The sequence below is a fragment of the Streptomyces sp. GLSS-08 genome, from assembly GCF_056387915.1.
Map to the genome: position 1 here is coordinate 164,905 of NZ_JBWJAQ010000012.1, position 15,830 is coordinate 180,734.

Annotated in this window: 12 protein-coding genes; 6 read left to right on the forward strand and 6 right to left on the reverse strand. The window is 73.4% G+C overall.

Annotation, left to right across the window (positions count from 1 at the left end; all coding sequences use genetic code 11):
* Positions 1-31 precede the first annotated feature (31 nt).
* The gene (locus AC0ZLC_RS22405) at positions 32-376 is read right to left on the reverse strand and encodes a YbaB/EbfC family nucleoid-associated protein (RefSeq protein ID WP_358852930.1); all 345 of its coding nucleotides are present in this window, start codon (positions 374-376) and stop codon (positions 32-34) included.
* A gap of 268 nt (positions 377-644) precedes the next feature.
* On the opposite strand from AC0ZLC_RS22405, the gene AC0ZLC_RS22410 reads away from it, so the two are divergent.
* On the forward strand, positions 645-1,388 hold the full coding sequence (locus tag AC0ZLC_RS22410; RefSeq protein ID WP_476753723.1) for an SLATT domain-containing protein: 744 nt from the start codon (positions 645-647) through the stop codon (positions 1,386-1,388).
* Positions 1,389-2,330: 942 nt separating this feature from the next.
* Here AC0ZLC_RS22410 and AC0ZLC_RS22415 read toward each other — a convergent pair.
* Positions 2,331-3,863: a substrate-binding domain-containing protein gene (locus AC0ZLC_RS22415; RefSeq protein ID WP_476753724.1), complete on the reverse strand. Its 1,533-nt coding sequence runs from the start codon at positions 3,861-3,863 to the stop codon at positions 2,331-2,333.
* 155 nt (positions 3,864-4,018) lie between these two features.
* Positions 4,019-6,094 carry a serine/threonine-protein kinase gene (locus AC0ZLC_RS22420; protein WP_476753725.1) on the reverse strand — a complete coding sequence of 692 codons (2,076 nt, stop codon included), beginning with the start codon at positions 6,092-6,094 and terminating at the stop codon, positions 4,019-4,021.
* Between the two features lie 220 nt (positions 6,095-6,314).
* Here AC0ZLC_RS22420 and AC0ZLC_RS22425 point away from each other — a divergent pair, with 220 nt between their 5' ends.
* The 4 genes from AC0ZLC_RS22425 to AC0ZLC_RS22440 all read left to right on the forward strand — a co-directional run bounded on the left by AC0ZLC_RS22425 (position 6,315) and on the right by AC0ZLC_RS22440 (position 11,741).
* Positions 6,315-7,670 (forward strand): aminotransferase class III-fold pyridoxal phosphate-dependent enzyme, encoded by a 1,356-nt coding sequence (locus tag AC0ZLC_RS22425; protein ID WP_476753726.1) that lies wholly within the window; start codon positions 6,315-6,317, stop codon positions 7,668-7,670.
* A gap of 143 nt (positions 7,671-7,813) precedes the next feature.
* The gene (locus AC0ZLC_RS22430) at positions 7,814-8,509 is read left to right on the forward strand and encodes a GntR family transcriptional regulator (protein ID WP_476753814.1); all 696 of its coding nucleotides are present in this window, start codon (positions 7,814-7,816) and stop codon (positions 8,507-8,509) included.
* Positions 8,506-10,989 carry a glycosyltransferase gene (locus tag AC0ZLC_RS22435; protein WP_476753727.1) on the forward strand — a complete coding sequence of 828 codons (2,484 nt, stop codon included), beginning with the start codon at positions 8,506-8,508 and terminating at the stop codon, positions 10,987-10,989. The genes AC0ZLC_RS22430 and AC0ZLC_RS22435 overlap by 4 nt, the downstream gene beginning before the upstream one ends.
* 101 nt (positions 10,990-11,090) lie before the next feature.
* Positions 11,091-11,741, forward strand: coding sequence for a hypothetical protein (locus AC0ZLC_RS22440; protein ID WP_358854807.1), 651 nt, complete (start codon positions 11,091-11,093; stop codon positions 11,739-11,741).
* Positions 11,742-11,753: 12 nt separating this feature from the next.
* Here the strand turns inward: AC0ZLC_RS22440 and AC0ZLC_RS22445 are convergent, their stop codons facing one another.
* A complete protein-coding gene (locus AC0ZLC_RS22445) occupies positions 11,754-12,044 on the reverse strand; it encodes a hypothetical protein (protein WP_476753728.1) in 291 nt (96 codons plus the stop codon).
* Positions 12,045-12,170: 126 nt separating this feature from the next.
* Positions 12,171-13,454 (reverse strand): adenylosuccinate synthase, encoded by a 1,284-nt coding sequence (locus tag AC0ZLC_RS22450; RefSeq protein ID WP_476753729.1) that lies wholly within the window; start codon positions 13,452-13,454, stop codon positions 12,171-12,173.
* A gap of 201 nt (positions 13,455-13,655) precedes the next feature.
* Here AC0ZLC_RS22450 and AC0ZLC_RS22455 point away from each other — a divergent pair, with 201 nt between their 5' ends.
* Entirely contained in the window at positions 13,656-14,501 is an 846-nt protein-coding gene (locus AC0ZLC_RS22455) for a diacylglycerol kinase family protein (RefSeq protein WP_476753730.1), read from the forward strand.
* Positions 14,502-14,622: 121 nt separating this feature from the next.
* On the opposite strand, the gene AC0ZLC_RS22460 is transcribed toward AC0ZLC_RS22455, so the two are convergent.
* A complete protein-coding gene (locus AC0ZLC_RS22460; protein WP_476753731.1) occupies positions 14,623-15,825 on the reverse strand; it encodes a cytochrome P450 in 1,203 nt (400 codons plus the stop codon).
* Positions 15,826-15,830: the final 5 nt, after the last annotated feature.

Genomic DNA, 15,830 nt, shown 5'->3' on the forward strand with positions numbered 1-15,830 from the left:
CCGACACGGCGGGCCCGGCCTCGCCACCCCGTCAGAAGGGCAGGCCGGGGATGCCGCTGCCGCCGCCGAGCCCCTGGGTGAGCGGGCCCAGCTTCTGCTGCTGGAGCGTCGACGCGTTCTCGTTGGCCGCGTGGACGGCCGCGACGACCAGGTCGGCGAGGGTCTCCGTGTCCTCCGGGTCCACGGCCTTCGGGTCGATCCTCAGCGCCCTGAGCTCGCCGGAGCCCGTCACGGTCGCCTTCACCAGGCCGCCGCCCGCCTGGCCTTCGACCTCGGTGCGCGCCAGTTCCTCCTGCGCGGTCGCGAGGTCCTGCTGCATCTTCTGGGCCTGCTGGAGCAGCTGCTGCATATTGGGCTGGCCACCACCGGGAATCACGATCAGCTCCTGGTTTCGTACGGCTGTATGGGCGGGGGTTTCCCGCTGGCACGAGCCTACGTGGTCGGGGGGTCGGCCGCCCAAGCACTCTTTCGAGTGAGGCGGCCCGGAATCCTATACCTGATCAAGGCCCACTTCCGGGCGGAACAGCCCTGAAACCCGGTCCGTCGCCACCCATTGGGCGGTAGGAAAGGGTCCGGCGCTCCAGCACCAGCCGTCACAGGCCTTCGAGCAGCCGTCACGCAACGTCATCAGTAGGGAGTGCCGGGTGAGCCAGCCGGAGATGCCGCCCGAGGGGCCGCCCCGGGACGGAGGGGGCGAGGACGCCGCGGGTCCCCGGCCGGGCGACCTCGGCGGACGGGCGTTTCCGCTCGGCGACTGGGGAGAGCCCGCGGAGCGTCTCCACGAGCTGTATCTGTGGGTGGAGCGGGGCGCGCTGGACACGGCGTCCTGGTATCTCGCGGACCGCGTGTGGAAGCGGCGCGGGGCGCGAGCGCTGCGGACCGGGGCGGCGGCGGGCGCGGTGACCGGGGCGGCGCTGCCGCTGCTCGACCTCACCAGGGTGGTGGGCGGGGCCGCCGCCTGGGGGTATCTGACGCTGCTCCTCGCGGTCGCGTGCGTGGCCGGCGACCGGTTCTTCGGGTTCACGTCCGGCTGGATGAGGGACGTGGCGACGGCGCAGGCCGTACTGCGCCGACTGCAGGTGCTCCAGTTCGACTGGGCGTCCGAGAGCGTGCGCGAGGTGCTCGGGCCCACCGAGGGGACGGCCGGGGAGGCGGCGGAGCGGTGCCTCGGGGTGCTGCGGCGGTTCTCCGAGGACGTGACCGAGCTGGTCAGGACGGAGACGGCGGACTGGATGGTGGAGTTCCGCACGGGGGCGTCGGCGCCGCTGGGGATGCAGGCGTCCGTGGCCGGGGCGCCCCGGGTGGACGGGACCCCGCAGAGCCGGTTCCCGCTGCCGCCGGGTGTCCGGCCGAACATGCCCAGGCAACGCCCGCCGGAGCCGCGGTGACCCCCGCCGGAGCGGCGGTGCCACTGCGGGGTGACCCTCGGGGTCCCCGGCGGTGTGACCCTCCGGGGCCCCCGGCGGTGTGACCGGCGCGGGGAGGTGGGGGCGCCGCCCCGGGGGCCGGGTGCGTGACAGGCACGGCAGGGCAGGCGCCGGGTACGGCGCAGGCGTGGGAGCCACCCTGCCGGGACCGAGTGCGCGGCAGAGCGGGAGCCACCTCGCCCGGGGGCGCGCGGCAGTGGCGGCGGCGCCGCCCTGTTCTGCCCGGGGCCGGATACGCGACAGGCGTGGGAGCCGCCTGCCCGAGTGGGCGGCACGCTGCAGAGGCCGCAGGCGCCGGGTACGGCGGAGGCTTGGGAGCCACCCCGCCCCGGGGGCCGAAACGCGACAGACGCCGGGTACGGCACAGGCGCGGGGGCCAACCCGCCCCGGGGGCCGGACACGCAACAGCCGCGGCCCCGCTCGAGAGGGCGGCACGCGGCACATGCCGCGGGCGCCAGGTACGGCACCGGCGTGGGCGTTACCCTCCCCGGCGGCCGGACGCGCGGCAGGCGCGGCAGGCGCCGGGTACGGCACGGGCATAGGAGCCACCCCGCCCGGGGCCCGGCGCGCAGCAGGCGCGGCGAGCGGCGCCTTGTCCCCCCTAGGGCCGGATACGCGGCTGGCGCGGGAGCCGCCCTACCGGCACCGAGTACGCGACAGGCATGTGAGCCACCCCGCCCGGGAGGGCGGCGCGTGGCAGGTGCCGGGTACGGCGCAGGCGTGGGGAGCCACCCCCGCCCGGGGGCCGGGTGCGTGACAGGCGCGGTGGCGGCGGCCTGCCCCTGCCCTGGGGGCGGATACGCGGTCGGCGCGGGCGCCGCGCAGCCGAAACCGGATGCGCGGCGCCACTCCCGCCCGGGTGCCGGGCGCGCGGCGGGCGAGGGGTGACACGCCCGCCGGGTGTCACCCCTCGCCGCAGATCCGCAGCCCCACCGGGGTTCCGCACGGCAGGTGGCCGTGGGTGCGGACGACGTCCTGGCCTGCGCCGCGGCTGACGTAGGCCAGGAAGCTGGAGGCGAGGGAGGCGGCGGGCGGGCGGCCGTAGGTGTAGGCGTACTCGATCTCGCGGTACGGGTAGTCGCCGGCGCCCTGCTCCAGCTCTTCGACGGACGGGTCGTGGCCGTCGAGGGCGAGGCGGTGCAGGCCGGCGAAGCCGGTGGCGAGGGTGAGCTCGCTGTAGCCGATCGCGCCGGGCAGCCGGGCGACCGTGTCCAGCACCTGTTCGGTGGAGTCGAGTTCACAGCGCACCACCGGGGCCCCGGCGTCGTCCTTGTGGACGCAGTCCCGCGAGGAGTTGGCGATCTCGCCGCGCCCCAGCACCCGCCGCTGGAAGACCTGCCGGGTACCGGAGTTGGCGTCCCGGCTGACCAGGACGACCGGACGGTCCGGGCCGCCGAGCTGCTTCCAGTTCCCGATCTCCCCGCGGTAGACACGGCGTACGTCGGCACGGGACAGGCTCTTCAGCGGGATGTCCTCGTGGACGACCAGCGTGAACACGGACACCGCGAGGCGGCTCTCCCGCAGTTGGGGAAGCCCGTCCGGCTTGCGCCCGTCCGAGAGGGCGACCACGGCCGGTGAGCCGCCGTCGGACGCGGTGCCGGCGGCCTGGAGTTCGCGTACTCCCGCGGTGCTGCCGTGTGCGTCGACCGTGATGAGCGACCCCGCGCAGTCCCTCTCGTACTTGTCGGCCAGCTCCCGCATGACGGGTGCGAAGGCGGTCGATCCGGTCACCGTCAGCGTGCCCCGCGCACAGCCGATCGGCGGCGGGGTGTCGTCCCGGACGACGACGATGGCCGCGAGCGTCACGACGCACACCGTGAGCAGGACGGTGATCAGCCGGGCCGCGCGGCTGAACAGCGGCGGCTGGTCGTCCGGGGTCGTACTGCGGTTGGGGCTCACCACGCCGTCCCGGATCCCGCCGATGAGCCGTATGGGCCGCCCGACGTCTCCGCCCGACAGCAGCACCAGCAGCTTGTAGTGCTCGCCCCGGTTGAGCGGGACGCGCGGGATGCGCAGGGTGCCGTCCTCGTAGCCGAGACCGGCGGCCGCGCTGAAGTGGTCCATCAGGTGCTCGGTGCCGGGCGGCTGCGTCACGGACACGCCCCGGATCGTGCGGTCGGTGAACACCGCGGTGAGACCGTGCCGTTCGCGGCCCGTGTAGTCGTCGCCCGCGATGCTCCGGGAGCCGTCGTTCTCGATCCGCAGCAGGACGAGCGTCGCGTCGGCCATGCCCGGCACCTCGTCGAACAGCCCGAGCCGTACGTTCGCGATCCCCGACCGCACGTCGTCGCCGATGGGGTTGTCCATCTGGACCCGGTAGCCGACCCGCTTGCTCCGCGGCACCCGCCGCTCGTACCAGACCATCCCCGCCGACGCCACGATGCCGACCACCGCGGTCGCGATCGCCACCACGTTCTCCGCGCTCAGCCACTCCATCCGGCACTCCCCCGGGCCGCGCGGGCCCCGAGCCGCGCGGTGCCGTCACGGTACGGCCCGGAGGGGGAACGGCCGGGATACGGCAGATGAAGTTCGCCGCCGGTTCGAGGCCCGCATGCCCCGAACGGCCTTGCGCACCAGCGCCGTTCGGCCGCTCAGCCGCCCTTCGTGTACGTCAGCTCCTGGCCCGACTCCGTGATCACGCGGCGCAGGCGGCCGTCCGGCAGGAGGGTGACCTCGGAGCTGCCGCCTGGGGAGCACGAGGAGGCCGGTTCGCCGACGACCACCTCGGACGGGCCCATCTCCAGGGGCCCGTCGGCGGTCGGGGTCTTCGCCAGCTCGGCACGGAACACGCAGTGGTAGGTGCCGCCGCCGGCCGGGCCGTCGGCGGTGAGCGAGAGGACGGTGTCGCCCGCCTTGCCCTGCCGGATCACCAGACGCCGGGTGTTGTGGCCCGTCGCGTTGTCGATGCTGCCGGTCCAGGTGCCGAGGTACTTCTCCGGGATCCCGCCGTCCTTCGGCGCCTCGGAGGTGGGTGACCCGGACACGGACCCCGACACGGAGGGGGACGGCTGCGACGGGTCCGGGCCGGGTGTCGCGGGCCCGGTGGTGACCGGCGTCGGACCCTTGCCGTCGTCGTCGGTGCCGCCCTTCATCAGCGCGTACACGGAACCGCCCGCGCCGAGCGCGACCACCAGGGCGACCGCGACGAGCGCCGCGGTGGAACGGCCGCGCCGGCGCCCGGGCTCCTGCTGCGGCGGGACGGCGGCGGGGCCGTAGGGCGGGGTCGGGCCCGGTCCGTACGACGGAGCGGGGCCCGGCGCCGGGGCCGGACCGTATCCGGCGGGCGGCCCGGCGCCCCAGCCGTTCTGCGGATAGCCGTACGCCGAGGCCTGCGGGTGCTGCTGCGGATGGCCGTAACCGGGCGGGGCTGTCGGCGGTGGCGCCATACCCGGCCCGGAGACCATCGTGGGGAGGTGGTTCACCGGGGCCGGGTTCCCGGGCGGGGGCGGGGTGGCGCCGCCGGGGGCCTCGGCGGCGGAACCGTGCTCCGGCGGAGCCTGCGTGGCGGCGGGGGGCGCCTCCGGAGCCGGGGGCACCTGCGGAGCGGGGCGCTTGACGAGGTCGGGGGAGTCCGGGGCCGGGATCGCGCGGGGGTCCCCGGCCGGTGCGCCCGCGCCGGGGACCGCGGGCGACACGGCATCAGGGGCGCCCGACGCGGCGGAACCCGCGGCAGCGGCAGCCGCGGAGGCGGCACCCGCGGGAGCGGCGGCCGGGACGCCCGGCCGGGACGCCCCGGACGCCGGCTCGTCCGGGTTCTCCGTGTCGAGCAACTGCACGGCGTGCCGCCCGAGTTGGGCGACCAGCGTGCCCGGCAGCCACGGGTCGCGGGCCCGCCCGTCGACGACGGTGTCCTCCGCCCCCGTGCGCTCCAGGATCCGGTCGAGGGTGGGCCGCGCCGCCGGGTCCTTGCGCAGGCAGTCACGGACGAGTTCCGCCAGGGCCTCCGGCACGCCCGTCAGGTCGGGCTCCTCCTGCGCGATGCGGAACATCAGGGCGTGCACGCCGCTGTCGGAGCTGCCGAAGGGCTGGGCGCCGGTCGCCGCGTACGCGAGGACGGACCCGAGGCAGAAGATGTCGCACGCCGTGGTGATCCGGTCGCCCCGGACCTGCTCGGGTGCCATGAAGCCGGGGGATCCGACGAGCGCGCCGGTCCTGGTGAGCCCGCCGTCGGTGACGGTCTCCAGGGCCCGGGCGATCCCGAAGTCGATGACACGCGGCCCGTCGATCGTGACGAGCACGTTGGACGGCTTGAGGTCCCGGTGGATCAGCCCGGCCGCGTGGATGTCCCGCAGGGCCGACGCGAGCCCGGCGGCGAGGATCCGCACCGACCGCTCGGGCAGGGGACCGTGGTCCTGTCCCACCACCGTCTGCAGGGAGGGCCCCGCGACGTACCCCGTGGCGACCCACGGAATGGCGGCCTCGGTGTCCGCGTCGAGCACCGGCGCCGTCCAGTACCCGCCCACGCGCCCCGCGGCCTGCACCTCCTGCCGGAAGCGGGCCCGGAACTCCTCCTGCTCGGCGAGTTCCCGGCGGACGAGCTTCACGGCGACCGTGCGGCCCCGGCCGGAGCGGGCCAGGTACACCTGCCCCATCCCGCCGGCCCCGAGCCGCGCGAGCAGCCGGTAGCCCCCGATCCTCTGCGGCTCCCCTGCCCCCAGCTTCTCCATCGTTGCGCCGCCTTCCCCCGTACGTGAGCAACAGCCCGAGGATAGTGCGCCGCCACGGGGCGGTGGGCGGGGTGGTCTCTACGGTTGCGTAACAGCGGGCGCCGGCCCCGGTGCCGCCGGGCGGGCGGGCCCGCACCCCCGACAACCTGTCGCGGAAAGCCCCCGACCGCAGACAGGACGCCGATGTCGTGTCCGCACCGCGGACATCTACCCTCGCGGCATGACCCCTCAGCCCAACCCCCAGACCGGCGCCGCCGTGAAGGCCGCGGACCGCGCGCACGTCTTCCACTCCTGGTCCGCGCAGGAGCTCATCGACCCGCTCGCCGTCGCCGGCGCGCAGGGGTCGTACTTCTGGGACTACGACGGCAAGCGGTATCTGGACTTCACCAGCGGGCTCGTCTTCACCAACATCGGCTACCAGCACCCCAAGGTCGTCGCCGCGATCCAGGAACAGGCCGCGACCCTGTCCACGTTCGCGCCCGCCTTCGCCGTCGAGGCCCGGTCGGAGGCCGCGCGGCTCATAGCCGAGCGGACCCCCGGCGACCTGGACAAGATCTTCTTCACCAACGGCGGGGCCGAGGCCGTCGAGAACGCGACGCGCATGGCCCGGCTGCACACCGGCCGCCCGAAGGTGCTGTCGGCCTACCGCTCGTACCACGGCGCCACCTCCACCGCGATCAACCTCACCGGTGACCCGCGCCGCTGGCCCAACGACAGCGGCGCCGCCGGAGTCGTCCACTTCTGGGCGCCCTTCCTCTACCGCTCCCCCTTCCACTCCGACAGCGAGCGGCAGGAGTGCGAGCGGGCACTCCAGCACCTGGAGGACACCATCGCCTTCGAGGGACCGGCGACCGTCGCGGCCGTCATCCTCGAGACCGTCCCGGGGACCGCGGGCATCATGACCCCGCCGCCCGGCTACCTCGCCGGAGTCCGCGAGATCTGCGACCGGTACGGCATCGTCCTCGTCCTCGACGAGGTCATGGCCGGGTTCGGGCGCACGGGCGCCTGGTTCGCCGCGGACCACTTCGACGTGACGCCGGACCTGCTGACCTTCGCCAAGGGTGTGAACTCCGGCTACGTGCCGCTGGGCGGTGTCGCCATCTCGGGCGCGATCGCCGAGACCTTCGCCCGCCGCCCCTACCCCGGCGGCCTCACCTACTCCGGGCATCCGCTGGCCTGCGCCGCCGCCGTCGCCACCATCAACGTGATGGAGGAGGAGGACATCGTCGGGCAGGCCGCCAGGACCGGCGAGAACCTGATCGGTCCCGCCCTGCGCGAGCTCGCCGAGCGGCACCCGAGCATCGGCGAGGTCCGCGGCACCGGCGTGTTCTGGGCGCTGGAGCTCGTCCGGAACCGGGAGACCCGCGAGCCGCTGGTGCCGTACAACGCGGCCGGGGAGGCCAACGCGCCGATGGCGGCGTTCGGGGCGGCGGCGAAGGCCCACGGACTGTGGCCCTTCATCAACATGAACCGGACCCACGTCGTGCCGCCGTGCAACATCAGCGAGGCGGAGCTGAAGGAGGGCCTCGCGGCGCTGGACGCGGCGCTGTCCGTGGCGGACGAGCACACCGTGTGACATCCCGCCCGCACCCCCGGGGGAGGACGAGGCTGTCCGGGCCGATTCTCCTGGGCCCGCGACCCCACCGCGTAAGGTGACGTGCTCGTAGACACAGACGAGCGACGACCACGTACCCGTACGCGATGGGGGAGCCAGACACCATGCCCGGCACCGGCGGCAGCGGCGCCGTAACCCGTAGCACCCTGCGGCAGCAGATCGCGGACGCCCTCCGCGACGAGGTGCTGGCCGGCCGGCTCCAGGCGGGGCAGGAGTTCACGGTGAAGGAGATCGCCGACCAGTACGGCGTCTCCGCGACCCCCGTCCGCGAGGCCCTCGTCGACCTGTCGGCGCAAGGCCTCCTGGACGCGGCCCAGCACCGCGGCTTCCGCGTCCACGCGTACACCCTGGACGACCACCGGGGCATGATCGAGGCCCGGAGCATGATCACGGACGGCATGTTCCGGAGCCTGGCCGACGGCTCCCCGGCCTCCACCGACCAGCCCCGCGCCCTCGCCGCGCTCGCCGGTGTGCGCCGCCGCGGCGAGGAGGCCGCGCGGGCGGCCGTGGCCGGCGACCTGAACATCCTGATCGGCTACGACCTGCGCTTCTGGCGCGAACTGAGCGGACTGTTCGGCAACGCCTACCTCGCCGACTTCCTGCACCGCATGCGCGTCCAGTCCTGGGTCTGCACGGTGCAGCACCTGCGCCGGGTGACCGACCTCAAGGGGCACCTGTGGTCGGGACACACGGAACTCGTGGACGCGCTGACGCGCCGCGAGCCCGAGCAGGCGCACGCGATCGTCACCGCGTACAACGCGCACTCCCTCGCCGTCGTCGAGCGGCTGGCCGCCGGATGAGCGCGCCGCAGTGCACGGACCTCGTGGAGGACAGGCCGGCCGTGGACGTGGACCTGACGGTCGTCGTCCCCGCCTATAACGAGGAACGGCGGCTCGGGCCGACACTGGACGCGATCGTCACGCACCTGAGCGAGAACGAGGGCCGCTTCGGGCAGTGGGAGCTGATCGTCGCCGACGACGGCTCCACGGACGGGACCAAGGACGTCGCCGCCGAGGCCGGTGCCCGCGACCCCCGGGTCCGGTTCGTCACGAGCCCCCGCAACCGCGGCAAGGGCCACGCGCTGCGCCTCGGGGTCGCCGCGTCCCGCGGCCGGCGCGTGCTGGTCACCGACGCCGACCTGGCGGCCCCGATCGAGGAGCTGGAGCACCTCGACAAGGCGCTCGCCGACGGCCGGGCCGCGGCGATCGGCTCGCGGGCCACGCCGGGCGCGTCGATAGAGGCGCACCAGCACCGGCTGCGGGAGCTGCTCGGCCGGGCCGGGAACCTCCTGATACGCAGGGTCGCGGTGCCCGGCATACGCGACACCCAGTGCGGCTTCAAGCTCTTCGACGGCGACCGCGCCCGCGAGGCGTTCGCCGCCTCCCGGCTCAACGGATGGGGCATAGACGTCGAGATACTCCAGCACTTCCGCCGCTCCGGCTGGCCGGTGGCCGAGGTCCCGGTGCGCTGGGCGCACCAGTCCGGTTCAAAGGTACGGCCCCTCGACTACGGCCGGGTCCTCGCCGAACTCTCCCTCCTCAAACTCCGCTCCGCCCGCCCCGCGGACCTGCTGGCCGCCGTCCTCTTCCTCCTCATGTCGGTCGCCCTGTACTCCGGCCGCTGGGTGAACCCCGACGACCGGTACCTCGTCGACTCGCTCCAGGACCAGAACCAGTGGGAGTGGTTCTTCGCCGTCACCGCCGACAGCGTCCGCCACCTGCACAACCCGCTCTTCACGACCTTCCAGGGCTTCCCGGACGGCGTGAACCTGATGGCCAACACGGTCATGCTGGGCCTGTCGGTGCCGTTCACGCCCGTCACCCTGCTCCTCGGCCCGGCGGTCGCCCTCAACCTGGTGATGACGCTCGGCCTGGCCGCCACGGCCGCCGCCTGGTACTGGCTGATCGTGAAGCGGGTCGTACGGCAGCGGGGCGCGGCCTTCCTGGGCGCCGCGCTCGCAGCCTTCGCTCCGCCGATGGTCAGCCACGCCAACGCGCACCCCAACTTCGTGATCCTGCTGATGATCCCGCTGATCATCGACCGGGCCCTGCGGCTGTGCGCGGGCACCCGGGTGGTCCGCGACGGAGTCGTCCTCGGGCTGATGGCGACGTACCAGATCTTCCTCGGCGAGGAACCGCTGCTGCTCGCGTCGATGGGCATGGCCCTGTTCGCGCTCGCCTACGCGGCCGTCCGCCGGGACGTCGCCAGGGCGTCCTGGCGCCCGCTGCTCAAGGGCCTGGGCGTGGGTGCGGCCGTCTGCCTGCCGCTGATCGCCTTCCCGCTGTACTGGCAGTTCGCCGGGCCGCAGAGCTACAAGAGCGTGCTGCACGGCGACAACGCGGGCAACAGCCCCCTCGCGCTGCTGTCCTTCGCCGAGCGCTCGCTGGTCGCCGGGAACGCGGAGACCGCGGGCGCGCTGTCCCTGAACCCCACCGAGCAGAACGCCTTCTACGGCTGGCCGCTGGCCGCGCTCGCCTTCGCGGTCGTCGTACGGCTGTGGGACCGGGCGCTCGTCAAGGCGCTCGCCTTCACCGTGCTGGCGGCGGCCGCGCTGTCGCTGGGCCCGCGGTTCCGCATCCCGCTGACCGACGTGGTCCTGCCCGGGCCCTGGGCGGCGCTGGCCGGCAAGCCGCTCTTCGAGTCGGTCATCGAGGGGCGGGTGGCGATGGTCTGCGCGCCCGCGCTGGGCATGCTGGTGGCGCTCGCGTTCGACCGGCTCGTGCGCACCCGCGCCCTCGCCACGCAGTACCTGGGGATGGTGGCCGTCGCCGCGGCGCTGCTCCCCCTCGTCCCGGCGCCGCTGAAGTCGGTGGACCGCGCGGACGTCCCCGCGTTCGTCGCGGACGGCACCTGGAAGTCGTACGTCGGCGAGGGCGAGTCCCTCGTACCGGTGCCGCTGCCGGACCCGGTCAACGCGGACGCGCTGCACTGGCAGACCACGGCGGACCTCGGCTTCCGGCTGCCCGGGGGTTACTTCAACGGGCCCTTCGGCGAGGAGCGCGTCGGCATCTACGGCGCCGCGCCCCGCTACACGTCCAACCTGCTGCGGGAGATCGCCAACTCGGGCGCCGTCCCGGAGATCGGCGAGAACTGGCGGGCGCAGGCGCGCTACGACCTCGCGTACTGGAAGGCGGGGGTGCTGGTGCTGGCGCCGCAGCCCCGCCAGGACGCGCTGCGGGAGGCCGTCGACAAGCTGGTGGGGCACCCGGGCACGTTCGTGGACGGGGCCTGGGTGTGGGATCTGGACGGCGCCGGGGGCTTCAGCCGGCGAACGGAATGAGCCCAAGTCGCGCGGACCGGGAGTCACCCGGGCGCCGCGCGCATTACGCTTCCCTGACATCGTCGTACCGCTGTCGCGCAAAGAACCAGAGGAGCTGTCTGTTGGCCTGTGACCTGTGGCTGGTCCCGCTCGTCGACGTGTTGTGCCACACCCCCGACAACCCCTTCGCCGAGGAGCTCGCGCTCTACGACAAGGTGCTCGGCGAGGCGAAGCTCCCGCCGGTTCCGGTCTACGCGTACATGCCCGGGCTGACCGGTGAGGTGGCCCCGGTCGCGGGCTTCGACTACGACGCGCTGCACTTCCTGCGGCGGGCGTACCTGCTGCAGATGTGCGGCCTCGCGGTGACGCCGGTGGACGAACTGGGCGGCGACTACGAGCAGCTCCTCGAGATGTTCGAGACGAACGCCCAGCAGTCCCACCTGGTGTGGCACTACGACCACGCGGGCGCGTACGTGCCGGTCGACTTCCCGCACCCGCTGTCCAGCGACGAACTCCTCGCCGGCGGCGGCCCGCTCGGTTCGTCCCACGGCCTGCTGCGGGAGCTGGAGTTCGTCGGGCCGTCCATCGGCATCGACCCCGGCAACCCGCCCCTGGCGCCGGAACCGCCGCACGCGCCCACGGAGTTGGAGGAGCCGGCCGCGCCCGCCCCCTACGACGCGAGCCCGTTCGCCCGGGAACGGCACGTGTGGCTCGGGCTGCACGCGGCGGCCACGCGCAGCCTCGCCCAGGGATCGATGATCATCTTCAGCTGAGGGCGGCCCGGTTCAGTGGAGCTGGGAGAGCCCCTTCTGCAGGTCGTCCGCGTTCATGATGGGGAAGATCTCCACCTTGGCGTTGAGCTGGGTGAAGAACGGTTCACCGACGGGGGGCAGCTGGGAGCTGTCCGTCATGTCGAAGACGAGGTAGCAGGTCCGGCAGCCGCCCTCGGGACCGAAGTACGCGGCCTCCGGCCTCAGGTGCTCCATCGTCTCCTGGAGCAGCTGCGGCATCTTGCCGCTCGTCAGGGCCTCGTTGGCCTTGTCCGTGTCCATCGTGGCTTTGAGCATGACGCGCATCGCACTCACCTTCTCCTGGCTGACGCACGCACTCCTACACCGTTCAGCGTATGCCCGGTCCGTCCTGCGTGCCCCCGCGGAAAAGGGCGCCCCGAGGGGCGCCCTTCCCGTGGTCCTGGGGGACGGTCAGACGAACGAGTTGATCTCGATCGTCTCGTCCCGGCCCGGGCCGACGCCGATCGCGGAGATCGGGGCGCCGGACATGTCCTCCAGCGCCTTCACGTACGCCTGGGCGTTCTTCGGCAGGTCCGCGAAGGTCTTGGCCTTCGTGATGTCCTCGGACCAGCCGGGCAGGGTCTCGTAGATCGGCTTCGCGTGGTGGAAGTCGGTCTGCGAGTACGGGAGTTCCTCGACGCGCCTGCCGTCGATCTCGTAGGCCACGCAGACGGGGATCTCCTCCCAGCCGGTCAGCACGTCCAGCTTGGTGAGGAAGAAGTCCGTCAGGCCGTTGACCCGGGTCGCGTACCGGGCGATGACCGCGTCGAACCAGCCGCAGCGCCGGTCACGGCCGGTGGTGACACCCCGCTCGCCGCCGATGCGGCGCAGCGCCTCGCCGTCCTCGTCGAAGAGCTCGGTGGGGAACGGTCCCGAGCCGACCCGGGTCGTGTACGCCTTCAGGATGCCGATGACCCGGCTGATCTTCGTGGGTCCGACGCCCGCGCCGGTGCAGGCACCGCCGGCGGTCGGGTTGCTGGACGTCACGAAGGGGTACGTGCCGTGGTCGATGTCCAGGAGCGTGCCCTGGCCGCCCTCGAAGAGCACGACCTTGTCCTGCTCCAGGGCCTGGTTCAGGACCAGGACGGTGTCCGCGACGTACGGCTCGAGCCGGTCCGCGTAGCCCAGCAGCTCCTCGACGACCTGGCCGGCCTCGATGGCGCGGCGGTTGTAGAGCTTGGTGAGCAGCTGGTTCTTGACCTCGAGGGCCGCTTCGACCTTCTGCGTCAGGATCGACTCGTCGTACAGGTCCTGGATGCGGATGCCGACGCGGTTGATCTTGTCCGCGTAGGTCGGGCCGATCCCGCGACCGGTGGTGCCGATCTTGCGCTTGCCGAGGAAGCGCTCGGTCACCTTGTCCACGGTGACGTTGTACGGCGTGATGATGTGAGCGTTGCCGCTGATCAGGAGTTTGGAGGTGTCGACACCGCGCTCGTTGAGTCCGTTCAGCTCGGAGAACAGGACCGAGGGGTCGACGACGACTCCGTTGCCGATCACCGGCGTGCACTCAGGCGTGAGGATTCCGGAAGGGAGGAGGTGGAGGGCGTACTTCTGATCGCCCACGACTACCGTATGGCCGGCGTTGTTGCCGCCCTGATAGCGCACCACGTAGTCCACGGATCCACCGAGCAGGTCGGTGGCCTTTCCCTTGCCTTCGTCACCCCACTGAGCACCGAGCAGCACAAGTGCGGGCACAGGCGTACACCCCTTCCGGGCGGGGCATGTCCAGGGTCGAGGACGTACGCTGCTGTCTTTGCTGTACGGCTGCGTACGCCGGCGACCACCTTTGGCCGCGACCGTCGGACCGGATGCCCCGGAATAGACGAAGCCCCTGGCGCAATAGCGCAAGGGGCTCTTGCACAAAGATGCTACCCGAGGAAGCGAGGCAGGACCGAGGTGGCGGCTTCCGACCAGCTCCTTGTGGTCATCGACCCGGTCGCCCGTCGCACCGACGGGGAGTCGGTACGGATCGCGAAAGACGTGCTCAGCGCGGGTGCGGCCACGAAAGTGTGCCTCCCGGACGGGCCCGAGGAATTCGCCCGGGCGCTGGCCCGGAGGGGGTCCCGGCGGGTGGTCGTCATAGGCGACGACCGCGCTCTGCTGCGTGCCGTGTCCCATCTGCACCGGCAGCGGGAGCTCGCGGCGTGCCCGCTGTCCCTGGTGCCGGTGGGCGGGGTGCTCTCGCTCGCCCGTGCCCTCGGGGTGCCCACGGGCGCCGTGGCGGCGGCCCGGGCCGTGCTCGACGGCACCGTACGCCGTCTCGACCTGCTGGTGGACGACAGCGACGGCGTGGTGATCGGCGGGCTGCGGATCCCCTCCCTGCCGTTCGCCGTCGGCCCGGCCGCCGCGGACTCCTCCCCCGCCGACTCCTCGGCCCGGCCGTGGCTGCGGACCTGCCAGTCCCTCGTCCGGACGCTGGCGACGCGGCCCTCGCGGGTGGCGTCGCCGGCGGGGCACGGTCCCACCCGGCTGCGGATCGAGGTGGACGGCGAGACGCTCGTCGATCTCCACCAGCCGGTGGAGGCGGTGTTGGTGACGCCCTGTGCCGGCGGGAGCGCGGAGGTGGAGGTGCGGCGGCTGTCGGTGGGCGCGGAGGCGTCGCCGCTGCGGGCGGTCGGGCGGCGCGTGACGGTGTCGGGAGCGGACTTCCGCTACCGCGCTGACTCGGTCATCACGGGCCCGGTGCGGACCCGGACGTGGACCGTCCGCGAGAACGCGTGGGGCCTGACGCTCCCGGGGTGAGCTGGGCCCCTACAGCTCCGGGCTGACGCTCCCGGGGTGAGCTGGGCCCCTGGGGCTCCGCTCCCGGACCCCGTCGGCCGGCACGGCCTCGTCAGCCGTCCGGCGGGGACGGCCGGCGCCGTCAGACCTCCACGCGCAGGCCGGCCAGGCCCCGGATCACGAAGTTCGGCCTGCGCTCCGGTTCGGACACCGGGCGCAGGGTGGGCGCCTGGACCAGCAGCGCGTCCAGGGAGGCGCCCAGCTCCAGCCGGGCCAGCGGCGCTCCGATGCAGTAGTGGATGCCCGCGCTGAAGGAGATGTGCGGGTTGTCCCGGCGCGCGAGGTCCAGCTTTCCGGGGCCGGCGAACACGGCCGGGTCGTGGTTGGCCGAACCGAAGAGCATCGCGATCTCCGAGCCGCGCGGGATCGTCGTGCCGTCGATCTCGATGTCGTCCAGCACCCAGCGCTCGAAGAGCTGGAGCGGGGTGTCGTAGCGCAACAGCTCCTCCACCGCCGTGGGGACGAGCGAGCGGTCGGCGCGCAGGGCCGCCAGCTGGTCCGGGTTGCGGAACAGCGACCACCAGCCGTTCACCGTGGCGTTGACCGTCGCCTCGTGGCCCGCGTTCAGCAGCAGGACGCAGGTGGAGATCATCTCCTGCTCGGTCAGCCGGTCGCCCTCGTCGTGCGCCGCGATCAGCCCGGAGACCAGGTCGTCGCCCGGCTCCTTGCGGCGGACCTCGATCAGCTCCCGCAGGTACTCGGTGAACTCGACCGACGCCCGGACCGCCTTCTCGGCCGTCTCCCGCGACGGCTTCAGCTCGTACATCCCGCAGATGTCCGCCGACCACGGCCGCAGCGGCGCCCGGTCCGACTCCGGGATGCCCAGCATCTCGGCGATCACCGCCACCGGCAGCGGCTCTGCGACATCGGTCAGCAGATCACCGCCGCCCGCGTCCACCAGGTCGGCCACCAGCCCGGACGCCAGCCGGTGCACGTAGGGCCGCAGCTCCTCCACCGTGCGCGGCGTGAACGCCTTCGACACCAGACGCCGGATCCGGGTGTGGTCCGGCGGCTCCAGGTCGAGCATCCCGTGGTCGTTCAGCACGTGGAACGGCTCGTGCTCCGGCGGCGGCGCCGTGCGCCCGAAGTCCTCGTGCGTGAACCGGTGCCGGTACGTACGCCCGAGGCGCCGGTCCCGCAGCAGCGCCGAGACGTCCGCGTGGTGCGGCACCAGCCACTGGCCGGTCGGCTCGTAGAAGTGCACGCGGCCCTGGGCACGCAGCTCGGCATACGCGGGGTAGGGGTCGGTGAGGAACGCCGGGTCCCAGGGGTCGAAGGCAGTCATGTCCG